Source organism: Sphingobium sp. SJ10-10 (assembly GCF_036038995.2).
Lineage (GTDB): Bacteria > Pseudomonadota > Alphaproteobacteria > Sphingomonadales > Sphingomonadaceae > Sphingobium.
Genome location: NZ_CP158132.1, coordinates 1,424,051 through 1,446,038 on the forward strand (window position 1 = coordinate 1,424,051; position 21,988 = coordinate 1,446,038).

The 21,988-nt window shown below is 63.7% G+C and carries 21 protein-coding genes; 12 read left to right on the top strand and 9 right to left on the bottom strand.

The features are described from left to right. Positions 1-38: 38 nt before the first annotated feature. Together VVT58_RS06740 and VVT58_RS06745 are read right to left on the bottom strand one after the other, a co-directional pair. Entirely contained in the window at positions 39-1,394 is a 1,356-nt protein-coding gene (locus tag VVT58_RS06740; protein WP_327753663.1) for a HAMP domain-containing sensor histidine kinase, read from the bottom strand. After that, the gene (locus tag VVT58_RS06745; RefSeq protein ID WP_327753662.1) at positions 1,387-2,064 is read right to left on the bottom strand and encodes a response regulator transcription factor; all 678 of its coding nucleotides are present in this window, start codon (positions 2,062-2,064) and stop codon (positions 1,387-1,389) included. The genes VVT58_RS06740 and VVT58_RS06745 overlap by 8 nt, the downstream gene beginning before the upstream one ends. Before the next feature lie 339 nt (positions 2,065-2,403). Here VVT58_RS06745 and VVT58_RS06750 point away from each other — a divergent pair, with 339 nt between their 5' ends. The 5 genes from VVT58_RS06750 to VVT58_RS06770 all read left to right on the top strand — a co-directional run bounded on the left by VVT58_RS06750 (position 2,404) and on the right by VVT58_RS06770 (position 11,747). Beyond that, positions 2,404-4,656, top strand: a complete 2,253-nt coding sequence (locus VVT58_RS06750) for a TonB-dependent receptor domain-containing protein (RefSeq protein ID WP_327753661.1) — start codon at positions 2,404-2,406, stop codon at positions 4,654-4,656. Positions 4,657-4,684: 28 nt separating this feature from the next. Continuing rightward, positions 4,685-6,052 carry a metallophosphoesterase gene (locus tag VVT58_RS06755; RefSeq protein WP_327753660.1) on the top strand — a complete coding sequence of 456 codons (1,368 nt, stop codon included), beginning with the start codon at positions 4,685-4,687 and terminating at the stop codon, positions 6,050-6,052. A gap of 228 nt (positions 6,053-6,280) precedes the next feature. Then, on the top strand, positions 6,281-7,684 hold the full coding sequence (locus tag VVT58_RS06760; protein ID WP_327753659.1) for a TolC family protein: 1,404 nt from the start codon (positions 6,281-6,283) through the stop codon (positions 7,682-7,684). Then, on the top strand, positions 7,681-8,679 hold the full coding sequence (locus VVT58_RS06765) for a hypothetical protein (RefSeq protein WP_327753658.1): 999 nt from the start codon (positions 7,681-7,683) through the stop codon (positions 8,677-8,679). The genes VVT58_RS06760 and VVT58_RS06765 overlap by 4 nt, the downstream gene beginning before the upstream one ends. Then, a complete protein-coding gene (locus tag VVT58_RS06770; RefSeq protein ID WP_327753657.1) occupies positions 8,679-11,747 on the top strand; it encodes an efflux RND transporter permease subunit in 3,069 nt (1,022 codons plus the stop codon). The genes VVT58_RS06765 and VVT58_RS06770 overlap by 1 nt, the downstream gene beginning before the upstream one ends. Here VVT58_RS06770 and VVT58_RS06775 read toward each other — a convergent pair. Continuing rightward, positions 11,738-12,523 carry a hypothetical protein gene (locus tag VVT58_RS06775; protein WP_327753656.1) on the bottom strand — a complete coding sequence of 262 codons (786 nt, stop codon included), beginning with the start codon at positions 12,521-12,523 and terminating at the stop codon, positions 11,738-11,740. The two genes, VVT58_RS06770 and VVT58_RS06775, sit on opposite strands and share 10 nt — an antisense overlap. 163 nt (positions 12,524-12,686) lie before the next feature. On the opposite strand from VVT58_RS06775, the gene VVT58_RS06780 reads away from it, so the two are divergent. Further along, the gene (locus tag VVT58_RS06780) at positions 12,687-12,947 is read left to right on the top strand and encodes a SulP family inorganic anion transporter (protein WP_327753655.1); all 261 of its coding nucleotides are present in this window, start codon (positions 12,687-12,689) and stop codon (positions 12,945-12,947) included. On the opposite strand, the gene VVT58_RS06785 is transcribed toward VVT58_RS06780, so the two are convergent. The 3 genes from VVT58_RS06785 to VVT58_RS06795 are packed head-to-tail and all read right to left on the bottom strand — an operon-like array spanning position 12,908 to position 15,177. Continuing rightward, complete coding sequence (locus VVT58_RS06785) at positions 12,908-13,492, bottom strand: GNAT family N-acetyltransferase (RefSeq protein WP_327753654.1); 585 nt, start codon at positions 13,490-13,492, stop codon at positions 12,908-12,910. The two genes, VVT58_RS06780 and VVT58_RS06785, sit on opposite strands and share 40 nt — an antisense overlap. Then, entirely contained in the window at positions 13,470-14,513 is a 1,044-nt protein-coding gene (locus VVT58_RS06790; RefSeq protein WP_327753653.1) for a rhodanese-like domain-containing protein, read from the bottom strand. Before VVT58_RS06790 ends, VVT58_RS06785 begins: the two co-directional genes overlap by 23 nt. A 1-nt stretch (position 14,514) precedes the next feature. After that, on the bottom strand, positions 14,515-15,177 hold the full coding sequence (locus tag VVT58_RS06795) for a peroxiredoxin (protein WP_327753652.1): 663 nt from the start codon (positions 15,175-15,177) through the stop codon (positions 14,515-14,517). A 294-nt stretch (positions 15,178-15,471) separates the two neighbouring features. Here VVT58_RS06795 and VVT58_RS06800 point away from each other — a divergent pair, with 294 nt between their 5' ends. The 5 genes from VVT58_RS06800 to arsH are packed head-to-tail and all read left to right on the top strand — an operon-like array spanning position 15,472 to position 18,165. Next, the gene (locus tag VVT58_RS06800) at positions 15,472-15,801 is read left to right on the top strand and encodes a helix-turn-helix transcriptional regulator (protein ID WP_066556102.1); all 330 of its coding nucleotides are present in this window, start codon (positions 15,472-15,474) and stop codon (positions 15,799-15,801) included. A 12-nt stretch (positions 15,802-15,813) separates the two neighbouring features. After that, entirely contained in the window at positions 15,814-16,335 is a 522-nt protein-coding gene (locus tag VVT58_RS06805) for an arsenate reductase ArsC (protein ID WP_327753651.1), read from the top strand. Then, positions 16,332-16,766 carry an arsenate reductase (glutaredoxin) gene (gene arsC / locus VVT58_RS06810; protein WP_327753650.1) on the top strand — a complete coding sequence of 145 codons (435 nt, stop codon included), beginning with the start codon at positions 16,332-16,334 and terminating at the stop codon, positions 16,764-16,766. The genes VVT58_RS06805 and arsC overlap by 4 nt, the downstream gene beginning before the upstream one ends. Continuing rightward, positions 16,763-17,431 carry an MIP/aquaporin family protein gene (locus tag VVT58_RS06815; protein WP_327753649.1) on the top strand — a complete coding sequence of 223 codons (669 nt, stop codon included), beginning with the start codon at positions 16,763-16,765 and terminating at the stop codon, positions 17,429-17,431. Before arsC ends, VVT58_RS06815 begins: the two co-directional genes overlap by 4 nt. Then, a complete protein-coding gene (arsH, locus tag VVT58_RS06820) occupies positions 17,428-18,165 on the top strand; it encodes an arsenical resistance protein ArsH (RefSeq protein WP_327753648.1) in 738 nt (245 codons plus the stop codon). Before VVT58_RS06815 ends, arsH begins: the two co-directional genes overlap by 4 nt. A 111-nt stretch (positions 18,166-18,276) precedes the next feature. Here arsH and VVT58_RS06825 read toward each other — a convergent pair whose 3' ends face one another. The 3 genes from VVT58_RS06825 to VVT58_RS06835 form a co-directional block, all read right to left on the bottom strand. After that, positions 18,277-18,750 (bottom strand): CYTH domain-containing protein, encoded by a 474-nt coding sequence (locus tag VVT58_RS06825; protein ID WP_327753647.1) that lies wholly within the window; start codon positions 18,748-18,750, stop codon positions 18,277-18,279. Between the two features lie 315 nt (positions 18,751-19,065). Then, a complete protein-coding gene (locus tag VVT58_RS06830) occupies positions 19,066-20,766 on the bottom strand; it encodes a SulP family inorganic anion transporter (protein WP_327753646.1) in 1,701 nt (566 codons plus the stop codon). Next, on the bottom strand, positions 20,753-21,082 hold the full coding sequence (locus VVT58_RS06835; RefSeq protein WP_327753645.1) for a helix-turn-helix transcriptional regulator: 330 nt from the start codon (positions 21,080-21,082) through the stop codon (positions 20,753-20,755). Before VVT58_RS06835 ends, VVT58_RS06830 begins: the two co-directional genes overlap by 14 nt. Before the next feature lie 184 nt (positions 21,083-21,266). Here VVT58_RS06835 and VVT58_RS06840 point away from each other — a divergent pair, with 184 nt between their 5' ends. Continuing rightward, a complete protein-coding gene (locus VVT58_RS06840) occupies positions 21,267-21,884 on the top strand; it encodes a hypothetical protein (RefSeq protein ID WP_327753644.1) in 618 nt (205 codons plus the stop codon). Positions 21,885-21,988 lie beyond the last annotated feature (104 nt).

Genomic DNA, 21,988 nt, shown 5'->3' on the forward strand with positions numbered 1-21,988 from the left:
TAGGAAGATCATGCCGCAGACTACCCGTCCAGCATCGACTATGCAGGCACGGTTTGCGGGAGAATGAAGCCTATCGTCAGTCCCGGTGCATTGTCCCCGATTTCCAATTGCCCATCATGCATTGCGACGATCGCGGCGACCAAATTAAGGCCCAGGCCATGGCCAGCTGTGGTTCTGCCGCGGTCCATGCGCACGAAACGGCGGAAAATGGCTTCATGGGCGTCGCCGGGCACGCCCGGTCCATTGTCACACACCGCAACACGCACCTTGCCGTCACGGTTTTCGAGAAGCAGATGTATGGCCGTATCGGGCTGCGTGTGTACCTGCGCGTTGTCGAGCAGGTTCACGATCGCCTGCGAAAGCAATTCCCGATCACCTTGCACCGTTGCGATAGCAGCCAAATTTGCGGTCAAGGTGCGACCGCCTTCTTCAACGGCGGGGATATAGCTGTCTGCCATGTCGCGGGCGATTTCCGCCAGATCAACGGTCCGAAAGCTCGCCTTGCGCCGTCCACCCTCGATTTCGCTGATACGTAAAATGGCCGCGAACAGGGCAAGTAGCTTGTCCGTCTGATCCAGCGCGGAAGCCAGCCTTTCCCTCAGGCGATCCGGATCCTCCCCGCCTTCCAGGCTCTCTTCCAGATGACTGCGCAGCCGGGCCAGTGGCGTGCGCAGGTCATGCGCGATGTCCCCCGACAATTGACGCAGATTTTCAAGCAGGACCGTGATCCGGTCCAGCATCCGGTTGAGCGAATGGGCCAGCGCGTCAAATTCGTCGCCGGTCCCGCTTTCAGGCACGCGGCGGTTAATATCGCCCGCCATGATCCGGTCGGCTGCACCGCTGATGGCAGCCAGGCGACGGCGGAGATAGGCGCCAAGCAGGAGCGCGCCGGTCAGGCTGAGCAGCAGCACGATGGCGAACGCCACCAGAAAAATGCCGCCTAGCGTCTGGTCGACACGCTCGACCACCGAACGATCCGCGCCTACGACCAGGCGAGAGCCATTATCCAGATCGACGGACCAGGCGCGGGCGACATCCGGCCCCTCCAGAACGTCCTGAAAATCAAGGTTGCTCCAACCCACCGGCGGACGGCGGGCATGCAGGCCGCCCGCTATGCGCCGGCCGTCCCGCGCGAACACCGCATATAGGAGTTCATTGGCGCTATTGCCTGCCTCTCGCTCGCCAATGGCAAAGGTGAGTCCATCATGCCCCTCCAGCCGATATTCGGCGATCAGGGCGCCGCTATCCTCGACGATCTGCGCTTCGAGTTGGCGCATGAAGGCGGCATGGGCGAAAAGGATCACCGCGACGCCCAGCAACGCCGTCGCCAGCGCAAAGCCCAACGCATAAACCAGCGCGATGCGATAGGCCGCGCTGCGCAGCACCTTAGCCATGCATGGCCAGCCTGTAGCCGATACCGCGCACAGATTCGATGCTGGCGGGCACGCCGCTGTCGCTGAGTTTCGAGCGCAACCGGCTGATATGGGTTTCCACGATGCTGGTCTGCGGATTGAAGGTGAAGCCCCAGACCCGCTCCAGCAGCATGGCGCGGGTCACCGGTTCGCCGGAATGGCGCATCAGTTCCTCCAGCAGCCGCATCTCGCGCGGCTGGAGCGCCACAAGCCGTCCCTTGTAGCGCAAATCCCGCCGCATCAGGTCAAGGACGAGTTCCCCCTCCTCGATCCGGGAACCGGGATCGGGCACATGGGCGCGGCGGGTGATGGCCTGAAGCCGCGCCAGCAGTTCATTCATGGCGAAGGGCTTGCCGACATGATCGTCCGCCCCCGCCTCGAGACCCTCCACCCGGTCATCTATGCCGTCGAGCGCGGTCAGCAACAGCACCGGCACCCGCTCACCCTGTCTGCGCCACTGCTGCACCAGATCCAGCCCAGTCATGCCCGGCAGCATCCGGTCGAGAATCACGGCGTCGAAAACCTGTTTCCCGACATCAGTTGCCGCCTGTTCGGCGCTCGTCACGCCATGCACCGCATGCCCGGCGCGGCGCAGGCCATTTTCGATGAACAGGCGCAGATCGGGATCGTCCTCTACCACCAGAATTTGCAATGCTCAGGCTCCCAATGCTGAGAGTCTGTTTGGAAATGCGCCTTTGGGCGCATAGCCGCACCAGCCCTCTCCCCCACCCGGCCACCCATATGATACTGCCGTTGGGTGGCCGGGTGGGGGAGAGGGCCGGCGCGGTGCCCGAAATGCGCTCTTCCGCGCATTTCCAAACAGACTCTTAGCCCTCATGTCCGACCGTCGCCGCAACTGTAAGGGCGGCAGGCTGTGCTGGAAACCTTACATTTCCCCACACTTTGAACTGTTACCAAAGCGTCACCGATCCGTCATGACGCACCCATAGCCGGTCCCACGACGCCAAAATGGCTGAAAGGGGACTGATTCATGACCATTTCCACGCTTCGCCGGGCGCTGTTGCTTGGCACCATCGCCACCCTTCCCTGCATCGCCGGCCACGCGATGGCTGCGACGGAGGCCAGCGCGGCCGAGGATCAAGGCATTGCCGAGGGTTCCAACATCCTCGTCACCGCAACCAGGGTCAACGAGATCGCACCTGTCACCGCCTCGCTCCAGACGACGCAGCCGCAGGCGATCATCTCGCGCTCCTTCATCGAGGACTCGCTGCCCGCGACCGCCGATTTCAACCAGATCGCGCTGATTTCGCCCAGCGTTTCCAATTTTGGCGGCACCAACGGCGCGGGCCTATCGGAATCCAAGGCGCAGATCCGCGGCTTTCAGGACGCCGAATATAATATCACCTATGACGGCGTTCCCTTTGGCGACACCAATGACCCGTCGCACCACAGCAACACCTTCTTTCCGTCGAACACGATCGAAACGCTGGTGGTGGATCGCGGCCCCGGCAATGCCTCCAATCTGGGCATCGCCACCTTTGGCGGCAGCATGAACCTCTTTTCCCGCGCCACCCGCGAGGATGCGAGCGCGGAACTGAAGGGCAGCTATGGCACATGGAACACGTGGCTGACCCGCGCCGTACTGCAAAGCGGCGCTATCGAGAAGCTGGGCGGCACGGAAATCATGCTGTCGGGCCAGCATGTCGAATCGGATGGCGCCCGCAGCTACAGCCCCTTCCGGTCGAACAATATCTTCGGCAAGATGATGATCCCGATCAGCCCTGACGTGAAGCTGACGCTGCTTGGCACCTATAACGAAAACCGCTTCAACCAGCCGGACAAGGATGGCGCGACGCTGAGCCAGGTAGCGCTGTACGGCAAGAATTTCAGCCTGAACAACGACCCCAATAGCCAGACCTATTATGGCTATAACCACACCCACAAGACGACCGATTTCGAGATCGTCAAGCTGGAGGCGAATATCGCGCCCGGTTCGAGCTTCGAGAACCGGGCCTATACCTACAGCTATGACAATGAAACGCTGAGCGGCAACGACGTGACGCTCTATGCGACGGCGACACCTGCGCAGATCGCGAACGCCAATTTCGTCACGCTTACTCCCGGCGGCAAACCCGTCGTCGGCGTGCCGGGCTATACCAAGACCAACAAATATCGTGTCTGGGGCAACATCGCCAAAGTGCGCCTCCAACTGACCGATTTCGCCACGCTGACCGCTGGTCTGTGGCTGGAGCGGGCGAACACCTATCGCCAGCAGCGTGACGTCGATCTGATCACCATGTCGCCCAACTATATCGAAAAGAAGATCGACCTGACCAAATATCCGGCTGGCACCATCCAGCCGCCCGCGAACATCAAGTTCGATCAGGACAGCCATACCAACCACAACGAACTGTTCACCGAACTGGAGCTGCGTCCGCTGCCCGGCCTCACCGTCACGCCCGGCTTCAAACATGTCGATTTGGAACGGCAGATCAACGCCACCTATAACCAGACGACCCGCTTCGCGCAGAATATCAGCAAGGATTATCAAGCCGACCTGCCGTTCCTGACCGCCAATTATGTGGTGACGGAACAGCTATCGGCCTATGCGCAGTTCGCAAAAGGCTTTCTCGCCCCGCCGCTTAGCGTCCTGTATGTCGTCTACCCGAAATATTCGACCGCAACGCCGCAGAAATCGACCAATTATCAGGCCGGTTTCGTCTACCATGGCTCGCATCTCAGCCTTGACGCCGACGTCTATTATATCGACTTCCGCAACAAGGTTGCGGTCGACACCACCGCGCCCGCCAGTGAGGGGACCGTCTATATCAACCTTGGCCGGGCGGTGTATAAAGGCGTCGAGGGCCAGTTGACCTACGCCTTCGACAATGGCCTTGCAGTCTTTGCCAACGCCTCGCGCAACTATGCCAAGACCCATAATCCGGGCGTAGCGCACACGCAGATCGCCAATGCCCCGATGTGGACGGCGGCGGGCGGCGTGCTGTTCAAGCAAGGGCCGGTCAAATTCTCGCTGATCGACAAATATACCGGCCCGCAATATGCGGCTGAGGGCGAACCTGCCGCCTATCGCATCGCCGGTTACAATAGCGCCATCCTGTCGGCCCGTTACGAAATCGGTCCGGTGCGGATCGGCGTCGAGGTGAACGACCTCTTCAACTCGACAAAAATCACCAATATCAACCAGGGCAAGACAGCGCCCTATGACCAATATTTCTACCAGCCCGGCCGCTCGGTCATGGGCGATGTAACGATCACCTTCTGACGAAAGCGGGACGATGACCGGCGGCGTGATGAAATGGGTATTTGTCGCCGGTCTGGCCTGTTGGGGCGCGACCGGGGCGGCGGTGGATCAACCATCGCCGCTCTCGGCCTATATGGTAATGACCGGTGACGGACCGGTGGCCCGCACCGTGATGGCGGGGATGGATGCCTGTCCCCTTCTGACCATCGACGGAAGGCGCGAGGCGATGAGCGTGCGCGCAGAGCCTGCTGACCTGCCGCAGCGCCCGACCAGATCAAGCGTCGAAAACAGCAAGGCTTCCCGCTTTCCAGTGCGGATATGTGAAGCGCGAATTCCGGCGAATGCGCGGACCATCCATGTTGCCGACCGCCTTCTTCCGGCGCCCCATGCGTCTGCCCGGCGCATCGTGGTGATTGGCGACACGGGCTGCCGCATCAAGGCGTCGGACAATGCCTATCAGGCGTGCGACGATCCAGAGGCATGGCCTTTCGCCCGGATCGCGCGGCAGGCGGCCGCCTGGAAGCCGGACCTTGTGCTGCATGTGGGCGATTATCTTTATCGCGAAAACCCCTGCGCCGATCATTCGGGCTGCGTGGGCAGTCCGTGGGGCTATGGCTGGGACGCATGGGACGCGGATTTCTTCACGCCGGCCGCGCCATTGCTGGCGGCTGCGCCCTGGGTGATGGTGCGCGGCAATCATGAAAGCTGCCTGCGCGCCGGGCAGGGTTGGTGGCGCCTGCTGGCCGCGCAGCCGTTCGTCGCGGGGCAAGACTGCAATGATGGAGAGAATGATACGCGTGGCGACGAAAGTGCACCCTTCGCCGTGCCGCTGGGCGGCGGCGCGCAGATCATCGCCATCGACCTTGTCATCATGGGCGAGGACGCGATCCCGCCAGGCGACCCACGTTACGGGCAGATCCGGGCGATCCAGCAGGCCGTTGCCGATATGGCGAAGGGGCATCGCTTCACCCTTGCAACCGATCACTATCCGCTTCTGGGCCTTGCCGCCTCCAACAAGCAGGGTCTGCTGCGCATCCAGGCGGGCTATGCTTCGGTGCGGTCCACTTTCGGCGCCGCCGACCCATCCCTGACCCTTGCCGGTATCGACATGCTGGTCGCAGGCCATGTCCATGAATGGCAGCAGGCCGATCTTGGCCCCCGCCACCCCAGCCAGTTCATTTCCGGCATGGCGGGAACGCAGGAGGATGTGACGCAGGTACCCGCCGACAGAGCCTTGGGGCAGGAGCCTGTGCCCGGCGCCAAGGTTTTTCGGTTCGACAGTTGGACGGACCATTTCGGCTTCATGACGCTGGAGCGGACGGGCAGGCGGCGCTGGCGGGTCGAGGTTCATGGCCTGACCGGACAGATCATCCGCAGTTGCATCGTCAAGGGCCGACGCTCCGCCTGCGGAGCCTAAAGCCTAGGGCCAATCGACATTCAGATGATGACGTGCCGAAAATGATGGTTTTTCGTGACCCTTGAAGCGAGTCACGTGCCTCGCTTCAACGCAGCGTACTAAAAGTACGTGAGCACCGGAAGCACGGAAAAGCGCCATTTGCAGGCCGTCAGGGCTGAATGTCGATTGGTCCTAACCTTACCATATTGCAATTAGGCGCTTGTCCAGCGCGAGCCTAGAGCCCTCATCATGATGCGCAGGCCGGTTTTCTTCCTGTTTTTGTCGCTATGCGCCTGGCCGCTTGGCGGGTGCCAGTCCTACCACCCCGCGCCCATGGACGCGGCGGCGCTGGCCCTTGCGCGCCAGCAACGCCCCATCGACGCCGGAGCCGTGCAGGCCGAACAGGCACAGATAGCCCCGGCGGCACCCTATGACGCCACGCGTTGGACCCGGCTTTCGGTGCTGGTGGCCTTGCTGGTCCACAATCCCGATGTCGCCGTGGCGCGGGCCGCCATGGTCACCGCGAGCGCGCAGGAGGCCGCCGCGCGACAAGCCCCCGGCACGACGCTGACGCTGAGCAGCGAATATGCGAATGATCCGTCGACCCATTCCCCCTGGCTGCTCGGCGGCGCGATCGATGTGCCGCTCGATACGGGAGGACGCCGCGAAGCGCGCATCACCAGCGCAGCCATCGGCGTAGCCATTGCGCGCTATGACTTTGCCGATACGGTCTGGGCCGCACGGATGCAGGCACGCCGTGCGCTGGCCGACATGCTGGTCGCCATGCGCGAGGCCGATGCGGCGGCCCGACTCCTCGCCTTCCGCCATCAGCAGCAGGCGGCGATGGAAAGGCGTCTGAAGGCTGGCGCGGTGGCCCGCGCCGATTTGGAACGGGTGCGAGCCGATGTCGCGACCGCCGCAGCAACCGCCGATGATGCACGCGGCAGGACCGCCGGTGCGCGGCAGACGCTCGCCACCGCCATTGGGTTGTCCGTCGAAGCACTGGCCACCATCGCTTTCGATTGGGCGGATTTCGACGAACCGGCGCCGGAGCCGATGGGGGCCATAGGGGATCGCATCGGTGCGACCGTGGCGCGGGCCGACATCCTCAAGGCCATCGCAGCTTATGACCAGGCGGAAAGCGACCTGCGCGGCGAAATCGCCAAACAATATCCGGCCATTTCCCTTTCGCCCGGCTATAGCTGGGAACGGGGTCTCACCAAGCTGCCCCTGTCGATCGGCCTCGCCTTGCCGCCGCTTGACCTCAATCGCCATGCCATCGCCGCCGCGCAGGCGAAGCGGGCGGAGGCCGGGCGTAAATTGGAGGCGGTGGTCGCCGCCGCCAATGCCGCTCTGGACGCCGCGATCATGGAATGCCGCCTGGCCCGCGCGGCGCTGGCGCGGGTACGGAGGGCCGACCTGCCTATCGCCCGCCGCCTTGCGGCGCAGGCTGACGCGCAGTTGCGCCAAGGCCAGATTGACCGCACCGACTGGGCCGCCGCACAGGGTGGGGCACCGCAAGCTGAACTGGCGGAATGGGCTGCGCTCGCCCGAGTCCATGCCGCCGACGCGGCGCTGGAAGATGCGCTGCGTCGTCCCCTTGAAGGGCCTGAATTGATGCTGAAACCCGGTGCGCTGGAGCCTGCCGCATGAAACCGCTGTTCCTTGCGGCTGGCTCTGCCTTGTCGGGCGCGGGGCTTGCGTCGGCCTTGTTCCTTGCCTGGCCCGCGCTGACGCCAGACGCGGACGACGCGTCGCCATCCGCTATCGCACCGGCCACGCCCGAAGGCGTGGTGGCGCTCGATCCAGCGCAGGCGTCCCGAGCGGGCATTCATGCCGTAACGCTGATCCCCGCGCAGACAAGCGCGGTCCGGCATGGCCTTGCCCGTGCGCTCGACATCAGCACCCTGTCCGCTATCCAGAGCGAGATCGTCAGCGCCCGGGCGGCCCTGACCGCCTCCCAGGCGGATGACGCCCGGCAACGCGCGCTCGCGGCCGCCGATCAGAGCGCCTCCACAAAAGCGGTGGAAAGCGCCCGCGCGCAGGCCGTGGCCGATCGAGCGCGGCTGGCCGCCGCCACGCAGCGTGTGGGGCTGGAATATGGCTCCGGTCTGGCGCGGCTGTCATCCGCTGCGCTGGGCGATCTGGTCAGGGCCGTCGCCGCAGGCCAGGCCAGTCTGATCCGGGTGGACTTTGCCGATGGCGCGGCACCTGGGACCGGCGTGGCGCGGATCGGTGAGGGCGCGGCGGTGATGCCTGTCCGCCTGATCGGTCCCGCCGCCGCTGCCGATACCCGTCTGCAAAGCGCGGGTTCGCTCGCGATCATATATGGCGCTCTGGCGCGGGAACTGGGCACGGGCCGCGTGCTGCCGGCCAGCATGGCCCAAACGCAGGGCAAGGAAAGCGGCGTCATCGTGCCCCGTGCAGCGCTGTTGCGCTATCAGGGCGGGCTTTGGGTCTATCGCGCCGAGCCGGGCGGCGGCTATCGGCGGGTCGAGTTGACCGATGCGCGCGCGCAGGCCGATGGCTGGTTCGTGCGCGACGGCCTGAACAACGGCCTGAAACCCGGCGATCGCGTGGCGGCCGACGGCGCGGCTGTACTGCTTTCCATCGAGCGCGGCGGCGAAGCGGCGGGCGAGGACGACTGATGCTCGCCCTTGTCGTCCGCCAGAGCGTGCGCCATCCCTGGACGGTGCTGACCGCCGCCTTGCTCCTGCTGCTGATCGGCGGACTTGCGCTGCGCAGCGCCGCCTATGACGTCTTCCCCGATTTCGTGCCGCCGCAGGCCACGATCCAGACCGAAGCGCCCGGCTATGTGCCCGAACAGGTCGAGGCGCTGGTCACCCGTCCGCTCGAAACCGTGGTCAACGGCGCCAATGGCGTGGAATCCGTGCGGTCGGAATCGATCCAGGGTCTGTCGGTCATCACCGTTACCTTCAAGGAGGGCAGCGATCCCTATCGTGCCCGACAGGTCGTGGCCGAAGCGCTGGGCGATGCCGCCGCGCGCCTGCCCGCAGGCGTGGGGACGCCGCAGCTGACGCCGCTCACCTCCTCAACCATGGACCTGCTGAAGATCGGCTTCACTTCGCAGCGGATCAGCCCGCTGGCGCTGCGCGATCTGGTGCAATGGACGGTGCGTCCGCGCCTGCTGGCCGTGCCGGGCGTGGCGCGCGCGAATGTCTTTGGCGGGGCGCAGCGGCGCATCGAAATCCGCGTGCGCCCCGCCGACCTGATCGCCCGCAACCTGTCCATCAGCGACCTGTCGAGTGCCATTCAGGCGAGCGCCGCCGTGCGCGGCGGGGGCTTTGCCGACACACCCAATCAGCGCATATTGGTCCAGCCCGACAATGGCGCGGTGACGGCGAAAAGCCTTGCCCAATCGGTGCTGACGCCGACCAATGGCGGATCGCTGCGGCTGGGTGACGTCGCTGATGTCGTCGATGCGCCCGCGCCGCAATTTGGCGATGCGCTCATCATGGGGAAGCCGGGCGTGCTGCTGGCCCTGTCGAGTCAATATGGCGCCAATACGCTCTACACCACGCTGGCGGTCGAGAAGACGTTGCAGGACATGCGACCGGCGCTGGCGGCGCAGGGGGTGACGCTGTATCCCGCGCTCCACCGCCCCGCCAATTTCATCGAGACGGCGCTGGCGGGCATCCGCCATGACCTGTTGATCGGCGGGCTGCTGATCGCTTTCGTGCTGATCGCCTTCATGCGCAGCCTGCGCGTGGCGCTGATCGCCTTTCTCTCCATCCCGCTCTCGCTGCTGGCGGCGATCCTGGTGCTCGATCATTTCGGGCAGACGATCAACACGATGACGCTGGGCGGTCTGGCCGTGGCGCTGGGCGTGGTGATCGACGACGCCATTGTCGACATAGAGAATATCGCCCGCCGCCTGCGCCTCGCGCCGCCGGACATGCCGCGATCCGCCGTGGTGGAGGCCGCCTCGGTCGAGGTGCGGGCGCCGGTGGTCTATGCGACTTATGTGCTGCTGCTGACCATGGCGCCGATCCTGCTGCTGACCGGCCTGCATGGCGCCTTCTTCCGCCCGCTGGCGCTCGCCTTTGCGCTGGCCGTGACGGCATCGCTGCTGGTGGCGGTCAGCGTGACGCCGGCGCTGGCCTATCTGCTGCTGCGCAATGTGACGCACCGCGACGAGCCCCGCTTCATCGCTCGCCTCAAGGTGGGGCATGAGCGGCTCGTGCGCCGCCTCTGCGCCCATCCGCGCCCGATTGCCCTCGTCGCTGCCCTGACCGGGATCGTCGGCAGCCTGCTGTTCCTGTCGCTGGGCAACGAACTGCTCCCCGCCTTTCGCGAACGGCATTATGTGGTGCAGGTGATCGGCCCCACCGGCGCGTCGATGGACTGGATGCGCCGAACCGGCGCGCGCATTTCGCACGATCTGCTCGCCTTGCCGCAGGTCGCGACGGTCGAGCAGCAGATGGGCCGCGCCGAAGCGGGCGAGGACACATTCCTTCCCAATCACAGCGAATTCCATGTCAGGCTGAAGCCCGTCAATGGCGCGGGCGAGGAAGCGGCACAGACCGGCATCCGTGCCGTTCTGGCCCGCTATCCCGGCATCCAGACCGAGGTGCTGACTTTCCTGGGCGACCGCATCGGCGAAAGCCTGTCGGGCGAAACGGCAGCGGTGGTGATCAGCATCTATGGCGCCGATCTCGACACGCTGGATCGCGTCGCCGCACAGATATCGCGGGTCGTGGGTCAGACGCCGGGCGCCGCCGATGTGCAGGTGAAGGCGCCTGCCGGAACGCCCGTGCTGCGTATCCGGCTTGACCATGACCGCATGGCGTTGCACGGCATCACCGCCACCGACGCCTATGATGCCATAGAGATCGCCTTTCAGGGCCATGTCGTCGCGCAGACCAGCGATGCCAACCGCACCGTGGATATCGCCCTCGCCCTGCCGCCGTCCCTGAGACAGGACCCGGAGGGCATCGGCGCCATGCTGGTCCGCGCCGCCGACGGCACCGCAACGCGCCTCAGCGACATTGCCACGATCCGGGAGGAGGAAGGCCGCTCCACCATCGTTCATGATGGCGGCCAGCGGCGGCAGGTCGTTACCGTGAATCCGACACGCTCGGACATCAGCGGCTTCGTCCGCGACGCCAGCGCCCGCATCGCGGCGCAGATCCTTCTGCCGCCGGGCGTCTATGTGGAATATGCCGGCGCGGCCGAAGGACAGGCAGCCGCTTCGCACCAATTGCTGCTGAACGTCGCCTTCGCCGCCATCGCCATGGTCGCGCTGTTGTCGCTCACCTTTGGCGGAGCGCGGCCAGCCGGGCTGATCCTGTCCGGCGCACCCTTCGCGCTGGCGGGCGGGGTCGTCGCCGTGCTGCTGACCGGCGGCACGCTTTCGCTGGGGGCGCTGGTGGGCTTTGTCACCCTGTTCGGCATTGCCGCGCGCAACGCCATATTGCTGCTGTCCCACACCGACCATCTGGTCGAGACGGAAGGCGCGCCCTGGTCGCTCGACACCGTGCTGCGGGCCACAAGGGAGCGGGTCACGCCGATCCTGATGACCGCACTCGTCACCGCGCTCGGCCTTGCGCCGCTGGCGATCGATTCCGGCCAGGCCGGGCGCGAGATTCAGGGGCCGATGGCGGTGGTGATCCTGGGCGGCCTGATCAGTTCGACCGTGATGAGCCTGCTGCTGCTGCCGGTCCTCATACTGCGCTGGCGGCACGCTCAAAGATGAAGGGTGAAGTTCAACATGGCGCGGGCATCGGTACGGATATCGCCATCCGCCGCCAGCCCCAGATCGCTCATCGGGCGCCGCAGGGAGGCCAGCGAAAAACGCCAATTGCCTTGCCCGCTTTCCGTGCCAGAGCCCAGGGCGAAGGACAATTCCGGCCCACGCCCGGTCACCGGCGCACCACCAAGAGCCTCAGCCATCCGCGTCAGATCGTCCTGGTGCCTTGACCGCGCGACGGATACATAATCCAGCATCAGCCGGGCATTCCCGCCGAACGAAAAGCCGCCGCCCAGCCGGGCCATCCCGGTTGCCAGCCGGTGCGGCGTCACCTCCAGAACCGACAATCTTCGGGCCATGCGCGCATATTCCGCGTCCAGGACGAAATCGACGCCGGACAGGAGAGACAAGGACGCGCTGGCACCGACGAATTTGAGCGTCCAGCGATCCACCGCATAGGGCATATCATAACGCTGTGCGAAATTGGCTGCCCTGCCCCCCGTCAGCGCCAGTTCCACAGGTCCGATGCCTAGCGTCTTTGAACGGACTTTCCTGTTGGCAAGGTCGAAGCGGTCTTCGGCGCTCAGGCCGTTGCCCAGGGTCAATCCCGGCGGGCGTTTTGATGCTGGCAAATCCTTGTCTGCAAGACGGGCCTCCAGTTGGGCCATCAGCACATTGTCCGCTCGCGGCACCAAGTCCGTCCCCGCCACAGCGGGAACCGGCCATGTCAAACCGAGCCATCCAACAGCGATCGCCGACAGAAAGGGTGCGTGTCCTGACATCTGTCCAGCCTCCCCACTCATGAAGAAGACGGCGCGGAAGCGGCCAGCCTCAGTTGGCACGCAGAAATCGGATCTGGCTTTAACAGACTCTTGCCGTCCGGCGCATGGCTTGCGAAACGTGGCGCGACACCCTTGGGACGGGCTTTGCAGAGGATGTCCAACCATGCAGGGGCGCGATGCCATAGCCGGGCTTTCGATTGCGGGCCTGATGCTGCCCGAAGCGATCGCCTATGCAGGCATAGCAGGCCTGCCGCCGCAGCGCGCCATATTGGCGGCCATCGCCGGTGCCTGTGCCTATCTGATCCTTGGCCGCAGCCGCTTTGCCATCATTTCCCCTACCTCTTCCTCGGCCATTGATGGCTCACACGCGAGCAGGCGAGGACGTCACAACTCCAGCGACCAGGTTTGTCCGATCAGATCGTGACCGAAGGAATGATGGGGCGCTTCGTCAACAAGCTTGAATCCGACGCGCTGGTAGATGTTGCGTGCAGCCGCCAGGACGCTGTTGGTCCATAGATCGATCCGCTCATATCCCATTTCGCGCCCGCGCTGGATGCAGCTATCGACGAGCATTCTGCCTACGCCGGCACCACGCGCATCCGGCTCGACATAGAGAAGCCGCAATTTGGCGACCTTCTGATCTTCGCTTTTAACCAGGAAGATCGAACCAACCATTCGACCGTCCATTTCCGCGATCCAGGCAGCTTCCCGGAGCGGATCGAACGATTGGTGGAAGTCAGCGACAATGCGGGCGGCCAATGCCTCATAGTCCTGGTTCCAGCCATATTCCTCGGCATAAAGCATCGCCTGCCGCTCTACCACCCGGCCAAGATCGCCCGGCTTGAGACCACGCAACCGCACGATCGGCCCTTCTTCGGCCTGGAAGATTGCCGTGATCGCCTCAACCGCAGAGATGAGGCTTTTCCACCGTTGGTGACGCCTACGGTCAGGCTCGCGCGGCTTTTTCAAGCGGGTGGCCCTTCTCTCGCCATGCCGCCATGCCGCCGTCGAGCGCGGTGGCGCGGTGGAAGCCCAGTTCGTGCAGCGTGGCTGCCGCCAGCGTGGAAATCTTGCCCAGTTCGCACACGGTCAGCACCTCCACGCTGGGGTCGGGGAGGACTTCGTTGACGCGCAGTTCGAGTTGGCCGCGTGGCAGGTGAATGGCGCCCGGCACATGGCCGGTGGCGAAGGCGTCCTTTTCACGCACGTCGAGGATGACGAAATCATTGGCCCGCAGTTCGAAACGGCGGAGCAGTTCGTCCATTGCCATGAAGGGCACTTTGGCGCCGGCCTCGGCCAGCAATTGGCGCACGGTCTTGCCGCCGGACATGTTGGTGCGCAGCGCTTCGGTGAGGTGGGTGGGAGCCGACAGGTTGAGGCTGTTCATCAACGTGACGAACTCGCCTTGATCGGTCTTGGCGAGGCGGGGATTGCTGGCGCGCTCGGCCCCTATAGTAGAGCCTTCGCGACCCTTATAATCATGGGCCGGGAAAACCAGCGTGTCGTCGGGCAGGTCGAGCAGCTTGTGGAACAGGCTGTCATGCAACTGCACCGGGTCGCCGCTGGGCAGGTCGCTGCGCCCGGTGCCGCCGATCAGCAGCGTATCGCCAGTGAACAGGCGATCCTCGACATGGATGCACATGGAATCGCGGGTGTGGCCGGGGGTGTGGAGGATGCGCATCCGCATGTCGCCCAGGGGCAGCGAATGGCCGTCCTCCACATGCATCTCGACATAGGGCGCGGGGGAGAAGCGGTGCATGACGATGGGGGCGTGCAGCACCTCCCGCAGCGCACGCGCGCCGGAGAAATGATCGGCATGGGTGTGCGTGTCGATGATGTAGCGGACGCGCAGCCCCTGCCGGTTCACTTCGCCCAGATAGCGGTCGACCAAATCCAGCGCCGGGTCGATGATGGCCGCCGCGCAGCATGCCTCATTGGCGATGATATAGGATTTGCATCCTTCGCCATCCTGAAAGACCGCGAAGAACATATTAGTCTTGGGGCTGGGGGACGACGCGCATATAGGGCGTGACGCTGGTCCAGCCTTCGGGGAAGCGTTGCTTCGCCTCCTCGTCGGACACGGCGGGGACGATGATGACATCCTCTCCCCATTTCCAGTTCACCGGGGTCGCGACCTTGTGCTTTGCCGTCAGTTGACAACTGTCGAGCAGGCGCATCACCTCGTCGAAATTACGGCCGCTGCTCATGGGGTAGCTCAGCATCGCCTTGATGAGCTTGTCGGGGCCGATCAGGTAGACGGTGCGGACCGTCTGGTTGTCGGCGGCGGTGCGGCCTTCGCTGCTGTCCCCGGCGCTGGCGGGGAGCATTTCATAGGCTTGGGCGACTTTCAGGTCGCTGTCGCCAATGATGGGGTAGGTGACGTCGCCGCCGGTCGCGGCCTTGATGTCGGCCAGCCAGCGCTCATGATTGCCGACGGGGTCAACTGAGAGGCCGATCGCCTTGCAATTGCGGCTGGCGAATTCGGGGGTCAGCCGGGCGAGATAGCCCAGCTCCGTCGTGCAGACGGGGGTGAAGTCCTTGGGGTGCGAAAAGAGGATGCCCCAGCTTTCGCCCAGCCATTCGTGGAAGCGGATTTCGCCCTTGGTGGTCTGCGCCGTGAAGTCGGGGGCCTTGCTGCCGATCGAGAGTGTCATGGTTCCTCCCTGCAAAGACTCGCGCCTGCCTGGATCGGCGGGCAGGGAAATCTATCATGGCGGGGCAGGCAAGGCGATTATTTCTTGGGGTTCCGTGTTCTTGCGGATCGGCACTGAGCGGTTGGTCCCGGGACTGTCGGGATGTCGCCGGCACCATGGCGGCGCCGGAATATCCGGCGCATCATCGACAGCATCCGCCAAGGATAAGCGCAAGCCATGTCTCTGGAATATTAAACGCATCGGATAATTTCGATAGATATTGACGACAGCCAATTCATCGATAATAGACGATGAATGGAAATCGAAGACGCACTCGGCGCCCTTGCTGCCCTTTCCCATCCCACTCGCCTTGAGGCATTTCAACGCCTCGTCCGCGCGGAACCCGAGGGTCTTTCCACCGGGCAGCTTGTCGACGCATCGGGACTGAGCCAGAGCACCTTTTCCACGCATCTGGCCGTCCTCGTCGCGGCGGAGCTGGTCCTGGCCGAGAAGCGCGGCCGACAGATGATCCAGCGTGCGAACATCGCCAAATTGCGCGACCTGATGCTCTATCTCGCCAAGGATTGTTGCGAGGGCCGCCGCGAGCTGTGCGAGCCTCTGATCGCTGAACTCACCTGCTGCTGAAGGTATCAGGCCATGACCGACAAAATCTATAACGTCCTCTTTCTGTGCACCGGCAATTCGGCCCGCTCCATTCTGGGCGAGGCGCTGATGAACAAGCTGGGAGAAGGCCGCTTTCGCGCCTATAGCGCCGGAAGCCAGCCCAAAGGCGCAGTGCATCCCATGGCGATCGCCGTGCTGGAGGATCTTGGCTTCGATACGGCGGGCATGCGCTCCAAGAGCTGGGATGAGTTTGCCGGTCCCGGCGCGCCGCGGTTCGATTTCATCTTCACGGTCTGCGACAATGCGGCGGGCGAATCCTGCCCGGTCTGGATCGGCCATCCCATGACGGCGCATTGGGGAATCGAAGACCCGGCCGCCGTAGAAGGAGAAGAGCAGCGCGAGGCATTCATGCGCGCGCTCCATTATCTGCGAAACCGCATTTCCCTTTTCCTCGCGCTGCCCCTTGCCAGCCTCGATGAGATGGCAACGCGCCGTCAGCTCAGGGAGATCGGTCAGGGCGACGGCGCCAGCACCAAGGCGGGAGCCACCGAATGACCACCGACATCATCATCTACCACAATCCCGAATGCGGCACGTCGCGCAACGCGCTGGCGATGATCCGCAACGCCGGGATCGAGCCGCACGTCGTGGAATATCTCAAGACACCCCCTTCGCGCGCCATGCTGGAAAGCCTGATCGCCCGCGCCGGGATCAACCCTCGCGCGCTGTTGCGCGAAAAAGGCACGCCCTATGCCGAATTGGGCCTTGGCGATGAAACGCTGTCCGATGACGCGCTGATCGATGCCATGATGGCGCATCCCATTCTGATCAACCGCCCTTTGGTTGTCTCGCCCTTGGGCGTGAAACTATGCCGCCCGTCCGAGGCGGTTCTGGACCTGCTCCCGCAAACGCAAAAAGCCGCCTTTGCCAAGGAAGATGGCGAGCAGGTCATCGACGCATCCGGCCATCGCGTGCTGCACGGATGAATCGTTCGGCACTTTGGTCAGAGGCGCTCGGCAGCTTCATGCTGTTCGCGACCGTCATCGGTTCAGGCATCATGGCAGAGACGCTCTCCGGCGGGAATGGCGCGGTCGCTCTGCTCGGGAACACGCTGGCGACGGGCGCAATCCTCTTCGTTCTCATCACCATGTTGGGGCCGGTTTCGGGAGCGCATTTCAATCCGGCGGTAACGCTGGTGATGCGCTTGCGCGGCCACATTGGGACAAGCACGGCCCTGCAATATATGTGCGCTCAGTTGATCGGCGGCATTCTCGGCGTCTGGGCCGCGCATATCATGTTCGGCGCGCCGATCTGGGAGGTTTCGGAAAAGGTTCGCAGCGGCATCGGCCAATGGGCCGGAGAGGGCATCGCGACCTTCGGCCTGGTGCTGACCATTATCGGAACCGCGAAGACACGTCCGCAATGGGTGCCGGCCAGCGTCGCGCTCTACATCACGGCTGCCTATTGGTTCACATCCTCGACCAGTTTCGCCAATCCGGCGATCACCATCGCCCGGTCGCTCAGCAACAGCTTTGCGGGTATCGCCCCGACCAGTGTGCCCGGCTTCATTGCCGTGCAATTCGTCGGCGCCCTTATCGCCCATCTGGCCTCCGAAGCCATCTTCGGTGAGAATCGGAAAGACATCGCATGAACCGCTTGCGCCCGCTGTTGGCCGCCGATCACCTGCCGGCATTGCAACAGGAGTTTGTCCACCGCCGCCCTGCCCTCGGTTTGGGAAACGATCAGCATCCACCCCGTATCCTGCTGCTTTACGGATCGCTGCGGGAACGATCTTTCTCCCGGCTGGCCGTTGAGGAAGCCGCGCGGCTGCTGGAATATTTCGGTGCAGAGACGCGGATTTTCGATCCATCGGACCTTCCGCTCCCCGATCAGGTCAAGGGCGACGATCATCCAGCGGTCCACGAGCTACGCGAACATGCCCTGTGGTCCGAGGGCATGCTGTGGTGCAGCCCGGAGCGCCATGGGCAGATCACCGGCATCATGAAGGCGCAGATCGACCATCTGCCGCTGGAGATGAAGGGGCTGCGCCCGACCCAGGGCCGCACCCTGGCGGTCATGCAGGTATCCGGCGGTTCGCAGTCGTTCAACGCGGTGAACACCCTTCGCCTTCTGGGGCGGTGGATGCGGATGTTCACCATCCCCAATCAGTCGTCGATAGCCATGGCCTATAAGGAATTCGATGAAGAGGGTCGGATGCGGCCGTCCAGCTATTATGATCGCATTGTCGACGTGATGGAGGAGCTGGTTCGCATCACCGTGCTGATGCGGCCCCATGCCGCGCAGTTGGTCGACCGCTATTCCGAACGCAAGGCCGCTGGAATCCGCACTACGGAACATCCCTCCATCACGGCTGCACGGGCCTGATGGGTTGACTGGGAAAGCAAGGGGCGCCCCCGGTCAGAATGGACGAGCCTTGGCGCACGGCATATTGCTGGTGCCGGTGTGACATTGGTGCGCTGTTAGCGGCAGGCCTTTTCAGGCGGCCACTTCGGCCATCGGGATCAGAGCGATAGCCGAATTGCGGAAGCGGGGATCGTCGGTGACTTCCTTGCCGGCCCAGTCGGGCAGATCGAACGGTTCATCCGTGGCAGCCAGTTCGATTTCGGCCAGAACCAGCCCTTCCGCCCGGCCGGCAAAAACATCTACCTCCCAGATCTTGCCGCCATGGGGCACGCGGTAGCGCGTCTTCTCGATCACCGGGCCGACGCACAGTCTGTCGAGCATATCCTCCGCATCGATGCGCGAAATCTCATATTCGAATTCGTCCCGCACGATGCCCGCTCGCCCGCTCTTCAACGTGAGCCAGGCTCCCTCATCGGACAGGCGGACACGCACGCTCGCATGCGCCTCATGCGCGACATAGCCTTGACGAAGGAAGCGCCCCTTATCGGCCCTCTGCCGCCATGCATCGCCCACGACCAGGAATTTGCGCTCAATCTCTATTGGCATAAATATCCTGACATGGGATCGCCGGAAAGAAAGCGGCTGATCCATGTTAGCGATGCCGCCGGGCGAAGGCGAGTCCCGTAATTCACCAGTAATGCCACCATAATGTCATCCTGCCGCTTTATACGGCCGGTTCGACGGGAGATTTGCGGCAGGAGGATCGCAGCCGGTGGACGGGTGCGAGGCTGATCGCGCCGGTGCCTTCCGCTGACTGTACCTCAACCTGGCCGATCGCGGCACCCGCACCTGGATAGAGCGGGACGTTGGCCTGCCGTCCTCCCTGCGGGAAATGCTACCTTCCCCCGACACGCATCAGCGCTAGCTGGTCAACGGCGGAGCATCGGTGATGGCTGCGGCGATGCGCAGTGCTTCCGGGAAGTCTTCACTATGGATGACCCGACGGCTTCCCGGTCCCAGCGAGACACGCTCCAACATCGCTTTTGGTTGAGCCTGCACGCCGGAAAGGATGATCTGCGTGCCCGCAGACGTCGCGTGATGGACGATTTCCTCGATCGCGGTGACACCGCTCGCGTCAAGCAAAGGGACACGCCGCATCCGCAGGATGATGACTCTAGGCGCACGCCCGATACGGCGCAGGGTGTCGAGCAATTCGTTCGCGACGCCGAAGAAGACCGGTCCATCGATCCGGAACACTTCGACGCCGAAGGGAAGCGCATCGCGCTGATGAACGTCCTCATCTTCCTCCTCTCGCCGATCCGATGAAAGGCTATTCGTGTCGCTCGCAATCTCCACCGTCTTGCTCATGCGCATCATGAAGAGGAGCGAGGCCAGCGTCACGCCCACGCCGATCGCTACCGTGAGATCGACCAGCACCGTGAGGCCGAAGGTGAGCAACAGCAGGCCGCGATCCCCATTGGGCATGCGGAGCAATTGGATGAAGCGATGATGTTCGCTCATGCCCCAGGCGACCATGAACAGGATCGCCGCAAGCGCCGCCAAAGGCACATAGGCCATGAGATCGGAAGCGAAGAGGACGAACAGCAGCAAGAATATCGCATGCATCATGCCGGCGACGGGCGAGATGGCACCGGCCTTGATGTTGGTCGCCGTGCGCGCGATGGCCCCGGTCGCCGGCAGGCCGCCGAACAGAGCCGAGGCCAGATTGGCGACGCCCTGGCCAACCAGCTCCTGGTTCGACCGATGCCGGGATCCGATCATCCCGTCGGCCACGACCGCCGAAAGCAGCGCTTCTATCCCGGCGAGAAAAGCGATGATGAAGGCCGAGGACATGACCGACTGCAACTTGGCGAACGAAATGTCGGGCAACGCCGGAGCGGGCAGCCCGGTCGGCAGGTCCGGAAAGCGCGATCCGATTGTCGCGATCGGCAGGTGCAGCAGCGTCACCAGGACGGCCGCCGCCATGATCGCGATCAGGAAACCGGGCAGTCGCGGCGCCCATAGCCGCAGGGCGATGATCAGCGCCAGCGATCCGACGCCGACCATCAGGGCGTCGGGACGGATGCTGCCCAGCGCATCCCAATAAGCCTGCCATTTGGGGATGAAATCCGCCGGCACGATCTTCATCGACAGCCCGAGAAAATCCTTCACCTGGCTGGACGCGATGATGACCGCAATCCCCGCAGTGAAGCCGATCACCACGGGCTGGGGGATGAACCGCACGAGACTGCCAAGGCCAGAATAGCCCGCGACGATCAATATCAGCCCCGCCATCAACGTGGCCAGCAGCAGCCCGTCATAGCCATGTTGCGCGATGACGTTGAAGACGACGACCACGAAGGCGCCGGTGGGGCCGCCGACCTGCACCCGCGAACCGCCAAGAGCGGAGATCAGAAAACCGGCGATGACGGATGTGATAAGACCCTTGTCCGGCGAGGCTCCGCTCGCGATCGCCAAGGCCATGGCGAGCGGGAGCGCTACGATCGCGACCGTCAGGCCCGCAACGGCATCCCGGCGGAAATTATCGAACGAATAGCCAGTGCCTATGACGGTAAAGAGCTTCGGCGTGAAGGCGGCAAGCCGCGCATCACGATGCATCATCTTGGTCCGCTGGCAATTCGGCTTGATCGAACAGCATTGAAAGCGCGCGACGGGGCTGCTTGCCAGCCATAGTCTCCTTCAAGCGCACTCCGCGCCCTATTCCATTGGAAACTGCATTCTCACCAATAATTTCCACCCCGGCAGTTTCGAGCGCGTTGATGACCTTCACCAGCGTGTCAACGACGCTGCGAACCTGTCCATCAGAGGCTTCCATGCGCTGGATCGTCGGCAGAGACACCCCGGCCAGCGCAGCGAGCTGGCGCTGGTCGATGCCAAGAAGGGCGCGGGCGGCGCGCATTTGCTGCGAGGTGATCATCGTCGATTTATGATATATTATATATCAAATTGCAATCATAAGCTTCATTCATTCTATTTTCTATATGGATAAGCATAAGTGCGCCGGATAGATGAAGCCCGCCCCAAGAGGGCATTAATCATGACCGGAAAGCGGGTTTTAAGTCGGCCCTGTCATCGCGGAACGGTTGACAGGAAGAACCGCCATGTACCGCCGTCTGATGTTCGTGCTGCCGATATTGCTGTTCGCGCAAGCCGCTCAGGCCCGGCAAGTGACGATAATCCAACCGCTCGCCCTGTCCGCCGGTCAGCCGGTCAGGATCACCGGCATGGATCTGGATTTCGCACCCGATATGCTCACCGAACTCCAGGAGAGCGATGCCAAGGCAGCACGCAAGCGAGCCAATGCCGGCTTGCCTCCGCTCGATCCCGCCAGCTACCCAACCGGACCGCAAGATGGGGCGCTATACGCCACCATGCCTTTCAAGCAGATGTTTCCGCTGGTCATCCGCGATGTCACCCGGGAATGGAAGCTGAACGACGGCACGCCCATCATCTTGCGGATCACATTGGACCGGCTGAAGACCGCCGATGCCGCCATGGCGATGCTGGCCGCCAGCTCAGACATATTGGAAGGCACGGTAAACGTGGTCGATGCCGCATCCGCGCAAGCGCTGGGCAGTTTCCGGGTCGAGGTTCGCAACGGACATAGCGGGTGGGCGCAGATGATCGTGCGTGGCGGCGGCGTCCGGGAAAAGCTTGCGGAAGAATTCGGCCTGGAATTGTCGCGCCACATTTCCGGCCGCAGGAAAAAGCCGGACTGACGGCCCCTGCACAAGCGACGGCGGCGTCCACGCAACGCCAGGGACCGTCATCATAGGACAGGGGCCGCCATTGATCCAGGCGGCCCCTGCTGCGACCCGTCGCT